Origin of the sequence: Flagellimonas sp. (genome assembly GCF_965601775.1) — a bacterium.
Classification (GTDB): domain Bacteria; phylum Bacteroidota; class Bacteroidia; order Flavobacteriales; family Flavobacteriaceae; genus Flagellimonas.
This window is the reverse complement of sequence record NZ_OZ271837.1, coordinates 622,659-638,629: the sequence shown is the minus strand read 5'-3', so window position 1 is coordinate 638,629 and position 15,971 is coordinate 622,659. Positions and strand designations below refer to the sequence as shown.

Genomic DNA, 15,971 nt, shown 5'->3' with positions numbered 1-15,971 from the left:
TATTCTCCTTTTTGGAAAATACCCTTGATTTGTTTGGTCTAAAGGTTCAATTACTGTTCTATCGCGCCAGCATCCAATCTATTATCCAACTTTTCCTTGGGTAGGTTGAGTCGCATGGCCAAGATACCAGCAATGAAGAAGAATGCCCCAGCAAACAGTATGGCATAGGTTGCATCGTTGCTTAACACATTCTTGATTAAAGGTCCAAAACTTACGGTCTGTAAAAGCATTGGTATTACGATCATCATATTGACAATACCCATGTAGACTCCGCGTCTTTCTTCTGGAATTACCTTGGAAACCATGGCATAGGGAATTCCCATCATTGCTGCCCAACCAATACCAAAAAAAACCATGGGGAGCAATAACAGCCACTTATCCGTAATATATGGCATACTCAACATGGCGATTGCCGTCAAAAACAGACAAACCACGTACACCAATTTAGATCCGATTCTGGAGGCAACTGGCACCAAAGCCAATGCCACAAGCATGGTCACGAAATTATACGTTCCATTCATCAAACCGGCATGTCCCAAAGCCTGTTCCGCCAATGACTGTATATTTTCCGCAAAGGCCTTGTCCTGAGTACTGATTTCAGCTCCTGCTTTAAACGATTCCATGATGCCTTCAAATTTTGTATTGTCCTCATTGGAAATACCATACAAACTGGTTCTGAGCATAGGAGGCATAAACTGCCAATACACAAAAAGAGCATACCATTGAAAGAGGTAAACCGCCGCCAATTTCCATAGGAATCCTGGCATCTCACCGATAGCCTCAGCTGCCTCCAATAAGGGGTCTAAGGTATCTCCCAACTTTGCAATAGTGCTATTACTTTTATTTCTTTTGATAATTCGATATAACGCAAACAACCATAAAAAGGCGTATACCAATACAATGACCACCCAAAGGTTTATGTTGTCCCAAAGCTCTGGTATAAGCTCACCCGTTACGTATCCTAGTAACAATGGAACTGAGAAAATCACCAAAAGAACGCTTAAGATTTGTATAATAGGTGCTGGTGTGTTTTCATTATGCGCCTTTATTTCTTCCAGCTCCTCATCGGATGGTGGAATCTCTGGAGTTTTCCAGACTGACCACATTACTGTTCCTATGGAAGCCAACGCTCCTAAAAAGAAGGAGTAATACACCCAAGTGGGGATAGAAGAGACCGTTTCAGCAGAAGTGTCGAAAAGACCTCCTGTCTCTCCACTAACACTGAACCAATGCTGAAAAGCAAAAAGAGAGATATTGGCCAAGGTAATACCTGCTCCCACGAATAAGCTCTGCATCTGGTAACCAAACGTTAACTGCTCATCTGGCAATTTATCCCCTACAAAAGCCCTATAGGGCTCCATCGCTGTATTGTTTCCAGCGTCCAAAATCCACAACAATCCTACCGCGAACCACAGCTCTGGACTAAAAGGAAATGCAAAAAGACAAAGACTGGCGAGAATAGCTCCGATTAGGAAGAAGGGTTTCCTTCTACCTCCCCATTTTGGAGACCATGTTTTGTCCGAAATAGCTCCAATGATGGGTTGAATCAATAAACCTGTAACCGGCCCTGCCAGGTTTAATAAGGGTAATTCATCATGATGCGCTCCCAAAAAGGAGAAAATAGGACTGACAGCAGTTTGTTGAAGTCCGAAACTGAATTGGATTCCGAAGAAACCCACATTCATATTCCAAATCTGCCAGAAATTTAATTTTGGCTTTACTATTTTCATTCGAATCGAGTTAGTTTAGTGGTAGTCTGCCTGCTACATGAGAGGCATACATTTTCTCAAGATAGTATTTTCTTGAGTCTTCTTTAAAAAGTACTGCATAAAAATTGATTTATTCCAAACGAAAACGTTTGAAATTTATCAAAATCTCATTTGATGAAATCTATGTTTCTTTTAAGACCCGAGAATTTCGTTCTTTTTACCGGGGATTTCCGAAATATTTTTTTGAAAACATCTTCAGTAATTTCTTCCCACTCTTTTTTGGAAAAAGTAAGCACCTCTGGGTTCGGATTGAAAAGAGGTTCTCTGTGTGGTTTTGAAAATCGGTTCCAAGGACAAACATCTTGACAAACATCACATCCAAACATCCAATCATCAAATTTACCTTGAAACTTTGTTGGAATTTCATTTTTCAACTCGATGGTAAAGTAAGAAATACATTTACTACCATCCACCACATAAGGTTCTACGATGGCATCCGTTGGGCAGGCATCAATACAGGCGGTACACGTACCGCAATGGTCAGTTACTGGAGTGTCATATTCAAGTTCGATGTCAACAATTAGTTCAGCGATAAAATAAAAAGAGCCCACTTGTTGGGTAAGCAAATTACTGTGTTTTCCCATCCAACCCAGACCGCTTTTCGCGGCCCAAGCCTTATCTAGAACTGGGGCGGAATCCACAAATGCGCGACCATGAACTTCACCTATTTCTTCTCGAATATAATGCAGTAGATCTTTCAGCTTATCCTTTATCACAAAGTGATAATCGGTTCCGTAAGCATATTTAGAAATTTTGTATGAATCTGGATTTTGTGCTTTTGAAGGAAAGTAATTAAGTAAAAGGGAGATAACCGATTTTGAACCTTCTACCAATTTAGTGGGATCAAGACGTTTATCAAAATGATTTTCCATGTAGGTCATTTCCCCATGCATGTTTTGGCTGAGCCATTTCTCCAAACGAGGGGCTTCCTCCTCCAAAAACTCGGCCTTGGAAATACCACAAGATAAAAAACCGAGGCGCTTGGCTTCGGTTTTAATCAATGTAGTGTATTGTTGTTTTGTTTCCAGTTAATTGAGAACTAAGCCTAACTAAAATACAATTATTTGTTTTTTGTAGAAACTTTCTTTTTTCCACTGATAACAAAAACCTCCAAGTCATTTAAATCAATTTCCAAATCATTACGTAGTTCCCTGACCGTTTTTACTGCAAACCACACAAATAACAAGGTCAATTCTATTGCTATCAAAACCCAAGAATTGATTTTTTCTGCCAAAACCAGTATTGGCTGTGATAATAATAAGGACGTATTAATGAAAATTGCGACAATTAGTATAACTGATGTTTTCATGTTTCTATTTTTGTTGGTTACCTATTGGAAAATCTAGTTGGCCGTATTAGGACCAATAGTAGCTGACATCTCTTGGATCGAATTGACAGGAAAGCCTCCCTTTTGGGCATGTTCCCTGATGAGCTCTTCGTTTTTTGCGCGGTAAATACAGTACACTTTGTCATCTGTTACATAGCTGTGCAACCATTCTATATCGGCATCCATTTCTTTCAGCACTGAACAGGATTTTTGGGAAATTCCTTTTAATTGATCTTGAGTTAACTTTCCGGCTTCCGCAATCTCACGTTCAATTAAATAGGTCTTCATGCCTTCCTTGTTTTGTTTCTCTTGTGCACTTACCTGAAAAGCTGTGGTAAGTATAAATACAACTACGGCTATAGTGTTTTTCAATGTTTTCATGATATATAGTTTTGATTATCAAGTCAAAACTAGAATATCATCATCATAGAGAATCCAATAAATCAACCAGATGCTATAAATTTTGAGTCTTCTAGGAAATGTTTTTGATATAGGACAAGGGTTGAATCCCAAACCTTGATTGAAAACATTTGGTAAAATAGGAAGGGCTTGTAAATCCGGAGTCGAAGGTAGTCTGAGCAACGTTCCGACCCGATTTTAATAAAGAAAGTGATTGAATTAATCGATATTCTTTAATTAAACTGTTCGGGGACAATCCCAATAGCATGGTACATTTTCGATATAATTGGGATTTGCTTAGGGACACTTTTTTGGTAAAATCGCTAATATCAAAAGTCGGATTGGTCCAGTTCTCATCCAGTGTATTTAAAAGAATCTCCAAAAAGTTTTCCTGTGATGTCGACATGCCTTTAATATTGCCGTCATCCATAAGCTTTTGCCAATCGTGCCGATACAATTCCTGAATAATTGAGGAAAGAATGATTTGATTTTCCCTACCTGTAAAACAAAGGTATCTTGCCATTTTCACAGCATCACCAAAAATCATATTGTTTTTGGTAACCGGCATTCCAGCATGGATTCCAATTCTTAAGTTTATCAACTCTGCAGCTACATGAAGACTCTTTTGTAAGGCAAGGGCGCATTGAACCGCCTGGGAAACCGAAACGAAGGAGGCCACAAAATCATGACCCTCCAATTCCACTTCACGACCTTCAAATTTTTTTAGATGATTGTTTAAGGAATCGTGGTATAATGAAACCAGTTTTTTTGCCTTTTCCGAACCTACTTTATGTTTCAATAGACAGGTATCATCAATTTGATTTACCATAATTACTCGAAAAGCGGGGTCATTGAATATTTTCAAGTCACCGTTGCTTAGCTCTCCAAACATGTCCGGGTCTTGGATTCTACCCAAAAAAGCCTCAACAACATTACTATTAACCTGAATAATTTCGTGTGGAATAAGTCCGTGTGCTCGGTCATGCATCTCCCTAACCGCCTCCTTGTTGGGAGCATCTATCAAACAAAAGGCACTTCCTCTTTCTTCATCAACCCAGTACGTCATGCAACGGCATCCATACTCATCTTGAATCTTAAGGTCTTCCCTGTGCGCTTCGGCGGCATCCTTGGCAGAAATACCGGGAGCAATATGTAAATCCATATAAATTGGCATATCAATAAAAGTTAAATCAGGGAACTTTGTTGATTAACTTGCTTTCACCAATTACGCAATGTTTTCATCAAGAAAATAAAAAAAATAATTCAAAAAATGATAGAAATAGTTCACTATCAAAATTTTAGACACACTAAATACAGGTGGTTCACAACTTAGACTCGCCCCATCTTGGAACAAAACTTAGCGTCACTTCTTTTGGTTTGAGCGAAATCATAGGATTGATTTCAACGGTATCCATTTTGGTAGTGATTTGATACTTCTTTACAATTTCAATAAGTACCATAAGCATCTCATAATCTGCGAATGCATTTCCAATGCACATCCTCGGACCGGCTCCGAAGGGATAATAAAACTCCGCCGCCTGTCGCATATCCATACCTACGAAACGCTTGGCAAGAAAGTTCTCGCCGTCCTTCCAAAAGGACTTATGTCGATGAAGTTCATAGATGGAAAGCAATACCAAGGTTCCTTTCTTCAAATGGAATGAACCGATTTCCGTGTCCTCAGTGGCCACGCGGTCGATAAAATATGCTGGAGGATAAATGCGCATGGTTTCCTTAATACAGGATTGCGCTAAGGGAAACTTGGGCATATCCTCAAAAGAGAATGTATCCGATTTTGAAGCCGCAACTTCTTGATATAATTCTTCTTGAAGCGTTGCATCCTTGGCTAAAAAATAGAGTAGAAACGACAATGCATTTGCTGTGGTTTCATGACCGGCGGTGAATAGGATAAGAACCTCATCAATCAGTTGTTTTCTAGACATTTTTGTTCCATCCTCATAAGTGGCTTCCAACAGCATGTCCAACAAATCGTGTTCTACCCTGTTCTTTTCCTTTGTTCGTTCTTGAATTAGATTATCCAAAACCTCACGTCCCCTTTCAGCCATGTTAAGATGTTTGCCTATCTCGCCCGACCAAGTAAACCAGGTTTTTAAATAGGGCCTTCGCATCTCTTTTATGAGCATTTTTTGGTTCTCCTCGGTAATGGACTTAAGTTCCGTCATGGACTCCCGAATGTCGTTACTGCTAAAAAGAGATTTTGCCACTACCTGAAAAGCCAAATCGCCCATTTTGTCAAAAACATCTTCATCCGCATTGGGCTCAATTCGGTCCAATTCGTCAAGTATAGCCTTGTGCATAATGCTTAGAAGCCCCTTTAACTTCTGTCTATGAAATGCTGGCTGAATCATCCTTCTGTGTGTACGCCAGTGTTCTCCTTCGGAAGTAAGAAGTCCATACCCGATGTACTTAGCCAAATCCTTGGTCTGTAATTTGGATTTGCTATATGAACGATGCTTTTTCTGTAAAACCTGTTTTACCCATTCTGGGTCCCTTGAAAATATGACCTTACCTTCTCCTGGAATCGAAATTCGAAAGGTGTCACCCAGTTTTTCAAAGTTTTCATAATGAAAGGGAAGTGGATTTTTAAGAATGCGCCTACTATTCTTCAATACTTTTAAAGCAGAAACATGAGGTAGTTTTTTCATCCAAACAAACCTTCCTGCGCTCCCCCTTTAATTCGTCCGAGATGTTTATAGGCTAGCTCGGTGACTTCTCTGCCTCTAGGAGTGCGCATGATGAAACCTTGCTGAATCAAAAACGGTTCGTAGACTTCTTCAATAGTTTCAGCGCTTTCAGAAACTGCGGTAGCCAAGGTGGTAATTCCAACCGGGCCTCCCTTAAACTTATCGATGATAGTGCTTAAAATCTTATTGTCCATCTCATCCAATCCATGAGCGTCTACATTCAGTGCTTTTAAACCAAATTTGGAAATGTTCAAGTCAATATTGCCATCTCCTTTGATTTGGGCAAAATCCCGGACGCGTCGAAGCAAAGCATTGCAAATACGCGGTGTTCCCCTACTTCTTCCCGCAATTTCAATAGCAGCTTCATTCGTAATAGGTACTTTTAAAATATCCGCACTGCGTTCCACTATGGTAGAAAGCAATTCGGTATTATAGTATTGCAATCGACTTTGAATTCCAAAACGGGCACGCATGGGTGCTGTTAGCAGACCACTTCGAGTGGTAGCCCCAACAAGGGTAAAAGGACTTAAATTTATCTGAACGGTACGGGCATTGGGACCCGTTTCAATCATGATATCAATTTTGTAGTCCTCCATAGCGGAATAGAGATATTCTTCCACAATGGGGCTAAGGCGATGTATTTCATCAATAAAAAGTACATCCCGTTCCTCCAAATTAGTCAACAACCCAGCCAAGTCGCCAGGCTTGTCCAAAACCGGACCGGATGTAATTTTAATACCCACCCCCAACTCATTGGCCAAAATATGGGCCAAGGTGGTTTTTCCCAATCCAGGAGGACCATGGAACAGTGTATGGTCCAATGCCTCTCCCCTAAGATTTGCAGCTTGAACAAAAACTTTCAAATTTTCAAGTACTTGCTCCTGTCCTGTAAAATCATCAAAGGTGATTGGACGCAGGGCTCTTTCGATATCGAGTTCTTCTTGGGAAAAATTTTCAGAAGTTGGGTCTAAATTCTCATTCATCTTCAAACAAATATAATTGAAAACGAAATGTGCTTAAAGGGGTTTCGACCAAATCTATGGATGCGTCCCGATTTCATTCCTTTTTCGAAATCAATAACTTAACTTAGATAGTCAAAGCTTGACAATTATATCCTTCAAAATATACGTATGAAAGTAGTAGATTACTCTCCTGGGATTTTGCAATATATTCCATTCTTTTATGTGATTTGGTCTGATGATTTGCTTTCTGCCTCCGAAATCTCAGTAATACAAAAAATCATTCAGGATGATACTCATCTTTCAGAAATTGAGAAAAATCACCTATTGAAGTGGTTAGACCGAAGTAATCCACCCAGCGAAGAGGAGTTTAAGCAATGGAAACATACCATTTCTTCTTCCGATATTAAACTTATTGAAAGTGACACCTATCCTTTAGCTTCCCTAAGCCAAAGATTGGGAAGCGCGCATTGCGGAACTTGCGAATTCAATGACTCTTTGAAAAATATTGAAATCAACCTTGGTATTCAACCCAATCATTATAACCACCTTTTTGATGTTGAAGTGGTACACGAAAAAACTTCAAAGCGATATGATGCTGAAGTCTTGGATACCATTTTAAAAGGAGAGCATGATGCCATAGTGGAAGAGTTCAGGGATTTCTTAAATCAGGATGTTTTTTCAAGTAGAATTCTTCGAGACAAAGAGGAATTTCGGGCCCGAGTCTTGGAACAGGTCAAGCTCTTGGGAGAAAAAGGGTACGGAGCCTTCGCTTATCCCAGCGATTATGGCGGAAAAAACAATATGCCGGCATACGGAGCTATTTTTGAACATTTGATGTTTGTGGATGGAAGTTTGGGCGTAAAATTTGGAGTGCAATTCGGACTTTTTGGAGGAAGTATTCAGAAACTGGGAACAAAAAGACACCATGACCTGTATTTAAAGGACGCGGGAGCAGCCAAATTACTCGGTTGTTTCGCCATGACCGAAACAGGTCACGGGTCCAACGTACGAGGTATACGAACTACCGCAACTTATGATTCAGAAACTGATGAGATTGTTCTACATACCCCAGGAAAAAACGACAACAAGGAATACATAGGCAATGCTTTGCATTCCAAAATAGCCACGGTTTTTGCCCAACTCATCGTTAACGGAATAAATGAAGGAGTACACGCTATTGTAGTTCCCTTGCGAAATGCAGAACATGAAACCTTCGACGGCATAACTATAGAGGACAATGGCTATAAAATAGGACTAAACGGGGTTGACAATGGGAAAATATGGTTCAATCAGGTTCGGGTGCCCAGAGCTAACCTTTTAGACAAATATGGTAGCATAAGCCATGATGGGATTTATACCTCCCCCATCAAAAATCCAAATAAACGTTTTTTTACCATGTTGGGCACCTTGGTTGGCGGTCGAATTTGTGTGGCTCGGGGTGCCTTGGGCGGAGCTAAAATGGCATTGACCATATCGGTAAAGCACGCGTTAAACCGAAGACAATTCAACAATAATATCAAAATCCAAGAGGACTTGATTATGGATTATCCCTCGCATCAGGTTCGTTTGACACCTGCTGTAGCGAGTTGCTATGTCTATCATGTGACCTTGGAGGAAATGATGAAATCCTACAATGATGAATCCCAACCTGACAAAAGAAAAATTGAAACCCAGGTGGCTGGGCTAAAATCCGTCATTAGCTGGTTTGGGGATTCTGCGATTCAAGAGTGTAGGGAAGCCTGCGGTGGTAAAGGTTATTTGTTAGAAAATCTAATTGGTAATCTAAAAGGAGATGTGGATATCTTCACCACCTTTGAAGGTGACAATACCGTATTGCTGCAACTTGCGGCAAAGGGAGTGCTTTCCGATTTCAAAGCTGAGTTCAACAGTGCTGGATTTGCATCCGTTTTGAAGTTACTTCGAAGTCAACTTTCGGATAGACTGAGCACCTTAAATCCCATTTATGCCAATAAAGTGGACGCGGACCACTTGTACAATCCTAAATTCCATAAACACGCTTTTCAATATCGAACAAGGAGATTGACCTATACCTTAGCTATGCGGATACGCGATTATATTAAAAAGGGCATCCCGGCGTACCAAGCCTTTTTAAAAGTCCAAACCCATTTGATTGCTTTGGGAAAAGCCTATAGTGTTGAGTTGGCCTATAGTACTTACGCTAACTTTTGTGAGACGATTCAGGACCAAGAATACAAAGCGCTTCTAGAAAAAGTAGGGGCTTTATATGCTCTTGATGAAATCAACAGAGAGGCAAGATGGTTTTTGGAGCAAGGGTATATCGGCAGTACGAAGTCCAAAGCGATTCGACAACGTGTAGAACGTTTGTGTACTGAATTAAGACCTCATATTGAGGTTCTAGTTGATGGTTTTGGAATACCCAACCATTGTATAAGTGCGCCCATTGCGCAATAAGCACTATTCTGTTTTTTTAATCAACTGCGAAGTATCCATAAATTCAAGAATGGTAATTTTTGGATTGCCATAGAGCTGTGTTTTGGCATTTCCCTTTGAAGATAATTCCAAATCCCGATAGGAGTTTACACGAACGTTGGCAGCATCCCCCAAGTTGGTCTTTACTGAACCTGCCTCCATACGTTCTCCTTTGAACTTAGCGTTTCCAATGACATCCAATCGCATTCTATCCGCAGTACCCTCAAAAGTAAACGAAGCATTCTCTTCTAGGTTCACCATACTAGCATCGGTAACTGCATAAATATAAGCTTCCGCTCTCTTATTCATGGTCACATTAAGGGAATCTACATCAACATTGAATTCAGACTTGCTAGTATCTTCCAAATTGATATCCATGACTGCAGCACTTGCTTGAAGTGTTAATCGGGTGTTGGCAAAACCATCCACAAAGAGTTCGTTGCTAGTAATCATCTCTTTGGAAACAATACTGCCTTCCTTTGCAGTAATCGCTTTGAGGTCCGTATAGTTTATAGTGATATCAAACTGTTTTTTGGAAGATACGGTGTAAAACGAACTAATTACCAATGTACTGTCTTCTACTTTAAACTTAAGAATATCTATTAGGTTGTCATCAGCAATAATTTCATAACCCGGCCCAAAAGATTTTTTAAGAACGATATCCAAATCGTCATTCAGCTGAATAGCATTAAATGCTGGAAGTTCTTCATTCACTTCGGTAACAACTCTACTCCCTTTTATTTTAGGCTTCCGTTGAGACAGGAGCAACATGGGCACTAAAAGCAAACCCATTCCGATTATTTTTTTCATAGGTGTTCGTTTAGATAGGCACTTAAAGGTATTATAATTTGATGCAACAATAGCTATACCAAACTATGAAAACAAAAAACCCATCCTAAAGGATGGGCTTTGTTAATTCTATTTTTTAGCGAACCTAATGGTTCAATTCTTCCTCGTTTTCTTGAAGTGGGATGTTCTGCGGCACAAAATCCTGTCCTGGTATAATGTATTCCCCATTTTCATAGGTCTTACTATAATCGTAAGCCCAACGGTGTACATGAGGAATCGCTCCAGGCCAGTTGCCATGCATATGCTCTTGTGGTGCTGTCCATTCCAATGTATTGGAACTCCATGGGTTTTGAGGCCCTCTTTTTCCGTAGAAAATGCTTCGTACAAAGTTGAATACGAAAACCAATTGTGCCAATCCTGCTATAATTGCAAATACGGTCATCAACACCTGAACGTTGGTCAACTCATCAAACATTGGGAAAGCCGTATTTTGGTAATACCTACGTGGCACCCCAGCCATACCCACAAAGTGCATTGGGAAGAACACTCCATACGCACAAATTGCTGTTATCCAGAAATGGACATATCCTAAATTTTTGTTCATCATACGGCCCTGGAACATTTTTGGGAACCAGTGATAGACTCCAGCAAACAATCCATACAGTGCCGAAATACCCATTACCAAGTGGAAGTGTGCTACCACGAAGTAGGTATCGTGAACATTAATATCAAGGGTACTGTCCCCTAAAATAATACCTGTTAGACCTCCTGTGATGAATGTGGAAACCAAACCAATCGAGAACAGCATCGCCGGATTGAGCTGCAGGTTTCCTTTCCATAATGTCGTAATGTAGTTAAATGCTTTTACCGCTGACGGAATCGCAATCAACAAAGTGGTAAACGTAAATACAGACCCAAGGAACGGATTCATCCCAGAAATAAACATATGGTGTCCCCAAACTATTGTAGACAGGAATGCGATTGCTAATATCGAAGCCACCATCGCGCGATAACCAAAAATCGGTTTTCTAGCATTGGTAGACATCACTTCGGAAGTAATCCCAAGTGCAGGCAATAATACAATGTATACTTCAGGGTGTCCCAAGAACCAGAACAAGTGCTCGTACAATACTGGAGAACCTCCTTGGTAGTGCAATACTTCACCTTGGATGAAAATATCCGAAAGGAAGAAGGAAGTACCAAAGCTTCTATCCATAATAAGCAAAAGGGCTGCTGACAACAACACAGGGAAGGAAATTACACCAATGATAGCTGTTACGAAAAACGCCCAAATGGTCAATGGTAAACGGGTCATGGACATTCCCTTTGTTCTTAAGTTAATTACCGTGACTATGTAGTTCAAGGAACCTAACAAAGATGATGCGATGAAAATGGCCATGGATACCAACCAAAGGGTCATACCTGCCCCAGAGCCGGGTTGTGCCATTGGTAAAGCACTCAATGGGGGATAAATCGTCCATCCTGCTGCCGCAGGTCCTGCCTCAACAAATAAGGAAATCACCATAATAACGGAAGACATAAAGAACATCCAGTACGAAAGCATGTTCAAGAATCCAGACGCCATATCCCTTGCACCAATCTGCAGTGGAATCAATAAGTTACTAAAGGTACCACTCAATCCAGCAGTCAGTACAAAGAATACCATAATGGTACCGTGAATGGTAACCAATGCCAAATAAATGTCAGCATCCATTACTCCATCAGGGGCCCATTTCCCCAATAATGTCTCAAAAATTGGAAAAGATTCTCCTGGCCAAGCCAACTGCATTCTGAACAAAAGGGACATTGCAATACCAATAAAGCCCATAATAAGACCTGTAATAAGGTATTGCTTGGCAATCATCTTATGGTCCTGACTAAATATATATTTAGTGACAAAGGTTTCTTTATGGTGATGTCCGTGATCGTCGTGTCCGTGTTCGTGTCCAGTATCTGACATAACGTTTTTTTTAATTAATTATCTTTCTTTTTCTAGCTTTATTATTGAACGGTTGCAACAGTCTCCTTAAAGGTAGTTTGCTCTTCCAACCATTTATTGAATTCCTCTTCAGTCTCCACAATAATCTTCATCTGCATGTTGTAGTGCGATTTTCCACAAATCTTATTACACAACAATATATAATCAAATTCCCATGGGTCAGAATCAGGCCTTCCTTCAGCTGCCCATTTCGCCCTAAGGGCATTTGTTCTTTTGACTTTATCCACAACATCAGGATTCAAACGAATTTCCGCTGTAGTCACTGTTGGTGTGAAAGAGAATTGTGTTATCATTCCTGGAACGCAGTTCATCTGAGCTCTAAAGTGTGGCATATAGGCAGAGTGCAATACGTCTTGCGAACGCATCATAAAGTTGACCTTTCTTCCTACGGGCAAGTGCAATTCCTTAACGATGACATCATCCGCAGCATTTGGGTCTGACTCATCCAAACCAAGCACGTTAGCCCTGTCAATATCGATTAATCGGACACTAGCATCTCCTAACACGTTGTCATCTCCTCCATATCTGGCTGTCCAGTTAAACTGTTGCGCATAAAGTTCTACAATCAACGGGTCGTCTTCATCATTCACATCCATAATGTTGGTCCAGGTGTACAATCCCCAAAGGATTAATCCAGCCAAAACAATTACGGGAATAATAGTCCAGATAAACTCCAAACGATCATTATCAGCAAAGAAAAGCGCTTTCTTGCCTTTTTCTCCTCTATACTTATATCCAAAATAGTGCAATAACGCCTGGGTAATGGTCTGTACGAAAAAGATAATCGCAAAGGATACCCACATCAATTGGTCATACTCACCTCCATGCGCGGAAGAAGCTTCGGGAAGAAGCATTTTGGTATACTTCGCAAAACTGAAGATAGTGATTCCGTAAATGAATATCAGAAAGGCAAACAAAAGGTAACCGTTGTACTTATTGTCTGAATCGCTAGCTATTTCCGCGGTAGCTTGCTCCGTTTTAAGCTGTGACAATTCAAAAATCTTGGTCATCTGCCAAATGGCGATGGCTACCAGGACTAAAACGGTCAATGTTAATAATGCAGTCATTGTTATCTATCTAGAAACTTATATCGTATTAATAATGAAATTGTCTACTTTCCTCAATAAATGGGTTTCGCTTAGGTTGTAATGGTACTTTCGTCAGGGTATTGAACACCCAGAACGTAAACAGTCCTCCAAAAAACAGAATTCCACCAATTTCAGGCAATCCTAAGTGCCATTGGTCTCCAACCGTTGCAGGCATTACCATCACAAATACATCTAAGTAATGACCAAACAAAACCACGATTCCAGTCATAATCACAAACCAGTTGATACGTTTGTAATCACTGTTCATGAGAACCAATAGTGGGAAAATAAAGTTTAATGCTACCATCCCGAGGAACGGCAGTTGATAATCTTGGAAGCGAGCCACAAAATAGGTCACCTCCTCAGGGATATTCGCATACCAAATCAACATGAATTGGGCAAACCAAAGATAGGTCCAGAAAATACTGATACCGAACATGAACTTTGCCAAGTCATGAATGTGGCTATCATTTACTTGCTCCAAATATCCTTTGGATTTTAGGTAAATCGTGATAATTGCAATCGTCGTAATTCCGGAAACGAACATGCTCGCGAACACATACCATCCAAACAAGGTGCTGAACCAGTGTGGGTCCAAACTCATGATCCAATCCCAAGACATCATGGATTCTGTAACCAAATAGAATACCAAGAATGCGGCAGACCATCTAAAATTCTTCACGAAATTGGTATTGTCATCCGATTCATCTTGCGCAATAGATAATTTTCTAGAATATTCTCGATAAAAAATCCAACCTCCCAAGAAAATGGCAGCTCTTACTAAAAAGAAGGTAGGATTTAAAAATCCAGCCTTTCCTTGCAATAGTTTGTCGTGAGCTACAGTATCGGCGTCCATCCAAACAAACATGTGATTCATGTGAAGTACCGACAAAACCAAAATGACAAATACAATTATTCCTCCAGGCACCAAATAGGCCGTAATTCCCTCCATCACCCGAAACAGTAAGGGTGACCATCCAGCTTGAGAAGCTCTCTGTACAGCATAAAAAGCCAGAACCCCAAGGGCAATCATAAAAAAGAAAAAGGCAGCTACATATAAAGCAGCCCAAGGTCTGTTTTGTAATTGGTGTAACAGATGCTCGTCATGGGATGCATGGGCGTCTCCGTGACCAGCTTCCTCGCCATGGGATCCACCATGACCCGATTTATCCATATAATCTTTTTCGCCTTCAGCGCCATGATGCCCAGCTTCTTCTCCATGACCATCACCATGTGCAGATGCAACCATGGCCTTTGCTTCTTCCACGTTGCTAGGTGCTGAAAGAAAACCCGATGCAAGGCATATCAATCCGACTGCCATTGCAATGTAAGAACCTAGTTTTAATCTATTTGAAAACGTGTACATAGTTTGCTATCCTATTATTTGGTTAGGTCTTCCTTTAATTTCATCACATATTCCGCAACTTGCCAAAGTTCGGTCTCATTTTCCATCTGCGAGGCGTAGGAGCCCATGGAATTTAATCCATAATACATGGTATGGTAGGTGCTACCCACGGTTATGTTCCGCGCAACGTCATCATAACTAGGAACACCCAATATTTTTTCGCGTTTTACCAAAGTACCTTGGCCTGCTCCTTTATTACCGTGGCAGATGGCACAATAGATATCGTATAGTTCCTTTCCCTTGGCTAAGTTGGCTTCCATATCCAAAGAATCCAACGGGCTGGGTTGTAATCTGGCCAGTTCCTTTCCTTCGATGGAGTTATCGAACTCGTATGGCAGCGTCTCCCTATTAATGGTGTTTTCCGGCGGAAGCATTGCCTCAGTCCCTTCTGGGAACAAACCATTGTCTACGCCTTCATAGGTTTCATACCCAACAGATTCGTACATGTTTGGCATGTATTGGTAATTTGGGCTGTTCTTATTGAAACAGGAGCTCAACAGTAGAACAAAAGCCAGAACAGAAAATACTTTACCAAAAGTTTTGATCATCATATTACTTTTTTTTGGGAACATGTACTTCAACAGCACCGGTTTCCAACAATAAACTTTTCAATGCTTCTTCATCATCCCCCACTTCGACTTCAACCAAAAAGTGGTCATCGGTGGTCCTTACATCTGGATTCTCCGCTTTTTTAAAAGGCCACATTCTACTTCTTAGGTAGAAGGTGATTACCATAAGGTGTGCCGCAAAGAAAACCGTCATCTCGAACATAATTGGAACGAAAGCAGGCATATTTTCCAAATAACTGAAGCTCGGTTTACCACCAATATCTTGTGGCCAATCCTCAATCATAATATAATTCATCATGGTGATTGCCACTGCCAAGCCCAAACATCCATACATGAATGACGTAATGGCGATACGAGTATCGGCCAAGCCCATGGCTTTGTCCAGACCGTGCACCGGAAAAGGTGTATAGACCTCTTCAATATGATATTTCTCGGAACGAATCTTCTTGACAGCGTTCATTAACACGTCATCGTCGTTGTAAATCGCTTTGAATGTTGTTGCTGCCAT

The 15,971-nt window shown here is 40.6% G+C and carries 14 protein-coding genes; 1 reads left to right on the top strand and 13 read right to left on the bottom strand.

Annotated elements, in window-relative coordinates; genetic code table 11:
- Positions 1–50: 50 nt before the first annotated feature.
- The 7 genes from ACSLUF_RS03075 to ruvB form a co-directional block, all read right to left on the bottom strand.
- The gene (locus ACSLUF_RS03075; RefSeq protein WP_435624665.1) at positions 51–1,730 is read right to left on the bottom strand and encodes an MFS transporter; all 1,680 of its coding nucleotides are present in this window, start codon (positions 1,728–1,730) and stop codon (positions 51–53) included.
- 146 nt (positions 1,731–1,876) lie between these two features.
- The gene (gene queG, locus ACSLUF_RS03070; protein WP_435625865.1) at positions 1,877–2,797 is read right to left on the bottom strand and encodes a tRNA epoxyqueuosine(34) reductase QueG; all 921 of its coding nucleotides are present in this window, start codon (positions 2,795–2,797) and stop codon (positions 1,877–1,879) included.
- Positions 2,798–2,829: 32 nt separating this feature from the next.
- Positions 2,830–3,078, bottom strand: coding sequence for a hypothetical protein (locus ACSLUF_RS03065; RefSeq protein WP_435624664.1), 249 nt, complete (start codon positions 3,076–3,078; stop codon positions 2,830–2,832).
- Positions 3,079–3,111: 33 nt separating this feature from the next.
- Positions 3,112–3,477: a DUF4242 domain-containing protein gene (locus ACSLUF_RS03060; protein ID WP_435624663.1), complete on the bottom strand. Its 366-nt coding sequence runs from the start codon at positions 3,475–3,477 to the stop codon at positions 3,112–3,114.
- Between the two features lie 91 nt (positions 3,478–3,568).
- Positions 3,569–4,657: a nickel-binding protein gene (locus tag ACSLUF_RS03055; protein ID WP_435624662.1), complete on the bottom strand. Its 1,089-nt coding sequence runs from the start codon at positions 4,655–4,657 to the stop codon at positions 3,569–3,571.
- Positions 4,658–4,817: 160 nt separating this feature from the next.
- Entirely contained in the window at positions 4,818–6,161 is a 1,344-nt protein-coding gene (locus ACSLUF_RS03050; RefSeq protein WP_435624661.1) for a cytochrome P450, read from the bottom strand.
- Complete coding sequence (ruvB, locus tag ACSLUF_RS03045) at positions 6,158–7,183, bottom strand: Holliday junction branch migration DNA helicase RuvB (RefSeq protein WP_435624660.1); 1,026 nt, start codon at positions 7,181–7,183, stop codon at positions 6,158–6,160. Before ruvB ends, ACSLUF_RS03050 begins: the two co-directional genes overlap by 4 nt.
- Before the next feature lie 147 nt (positions 7,184–7,330).
- Here ruvB and ACSLUF_RS03040 point away from each other — a divergent pair, with 147 nt between their 5' ends.
- A complete protein-coding gene (locus ACSLUF_RS03040) occupies positions 7,331–9,595 on the top strand; it encodes an acyl-CoA dehydrogenase family protein (protein ID WP_435624659.1) in 2,265 nt (754 codons plus the stop codon).
- Between the two features lie 3 nt (positions 9,596–9,598).
- Here ACSLUF_RS03040 and ACSLUF_RS03035 read toward each other — a convergent pair whose 3' ends face one another.
- From ACSLUF_RS03035 to ACSLUF_RS03010, 6 genes are all read right to left on the bottom strand, one after another.
- Entirely contained in the window at positions 9,599–10,423 is an 825-nt protein-coding gene (locus ACSLUF_RS03035; RefSeq protein ID WP_435624658.1) for a GIN domain-containing protein, read from the bottom strand.
- A 124-nt stretch (positions 10,424–10,547) separates the two neighbouring features.
- Positions 10,548–12,362: a cytochrome c oxidase subunit I gene (locus tag ACSLUF_RS03030; RefSeq protein ID WP_435624657.1), complete on the bottom strand. Its 1,815-nt coding sequence runs from the start codon at positions 12,360–12,362 to the stop codon at positions 10,548–10,550.
- A gap of 41 nt (positions 12,363–12,403) precedes the next feature.
- The gene (locus tag ACSLUF_RS03025; RefSeq protein ID WP_435624656.1) at positions 12,404–13,468 is read right to left on the bottom strand and encodes a cytochrome c oxidase subunit II; all 1,065 of its coding nucleotides are present in this window, start codon (positions 13,466–13,468) and stop codon (positions 12,404–12,406) included.
- Between the two features lie 28 nt (positions 13,469–13,496).
- Positions 13,497–14,855: a quinol:cytochrome C oxidoreductase gene (locus tag ACSLUF_RS03020; protein WP_435624655.1), complete on the bottom strand. Its 1,359-nt coding sequence runs from the start codon at positions 14,853–14,855 to the stop codon at positions 13,497–13,499.
- Between the two features lie 14 nt (positions 14,856–14,869).
- A complete protein-coding gene (locus ACSLUF_RS03015) occupies positions 14,870–15,442 on the bottom strand; it encodes a c-type cytochrome (RefSeq protein ID WP_435625864.1) in 573 nt (190 codons plus the stop codon).
- 4 nt (positions 15,443–15,446) lie between these two features.
- A complete protein-coding gene (locus tag ACSLUF_RS03010; protein WP_435624654.1) occupies positions 15,447–15,971 on the bottom strand; it encodes a DUF3341 domain-containing protein in 525 nt (174 codons plus the stop codon).

Coding starts and splice junctions, on each gene's coding strand:
- ACSLUF_RS03040 (WP_435624659.1), top strand. CDS start 7,331: ATGAAAGTAGTAGATTACTCTCCTGGGATTTTGCAATATATTCCATTC.
- ACSLUF_RS03020 (WP_435624655.1), bottom strand. CDS start 14,855: ATGTACACGTTTTCAAATAGATTAAAACTAGGTTCTTACATTGCAATG.
- ACSLUF_RS03075 (WP_435624665.1), bottom strand. CDS start 1,730: ATGAAAATAGTAAAGCCAAAATTAAATTTCTGGCAGATTTGGAATATG.
- ACSLUF_RS03035 (WP_435624658.1), bottom strand. CDS start 10,423: ATGAAAAAAATAATCGGAATGGGTTTGCTTTTAGTGCCCATGTTGCTC.
- ACSLUF_RS03050 (WP_435624661.1), bottom strand. CDS start 6,161: ATGAAAAAACTACCTCATGTTTCTGCTTTAAAAGTATTGAAGAATAGT.
- ACSLUF_RS03015 (WP_435625864.1), bottom strand. CDS start 15,442: ATGATCAAAACTTTTGGTAAAGTATTTTCTGTTCTGGCTTTTGTTCTA.
- ACSLUF_RS03060 (WP_435624663.1), bottom strand. CDS start 3,477: ATGAAAACATTGAAAAACACTATAGCCGTAGTTGTATTTATACTTACC.
- ACSLUF_RS03065 (WP_435624664.1), bottom strand. CDS start 3,078: ATGAAAACATCAGTTATACTAATTGTCGCAATTTTCATTAATACGTCC.
- ACSLUF_RS03030 (WP_435624657.1), bottom strand. CDS start 12,362: ATGTCAGATACTGGACACGAACACGGACACGACGATCACGGACATCAC.
- ACSLUF_RS03025 (WP_435624656.1), bottom strand. CDS start 13,468: ATGACTGCATTATTAACATTGACCGTTTTAGTCCTGGTAGCCATCGCC.
- ACSLUF_RS03010 (WP_435624654.1), bottom strand. CDS start 15,971: ATGGCAGCAACAACATTCAAAGCGATTTACAACGACGATGACGTGTTA.
- ACSLUF_RS03055 (WP_435624662.1), bottom strand. CDS start 4,657: ATGGATTTACATATTGCTCCCGGTATTTCTGCCAAGGATGCCGCCGAA.
- ruvB (WP_435624660.1), bottom strand. CDS start 7,183: ATGAATGAGAATTTAGACCCAACTTCTGAAAATTTTTCCCAAGAAGAA.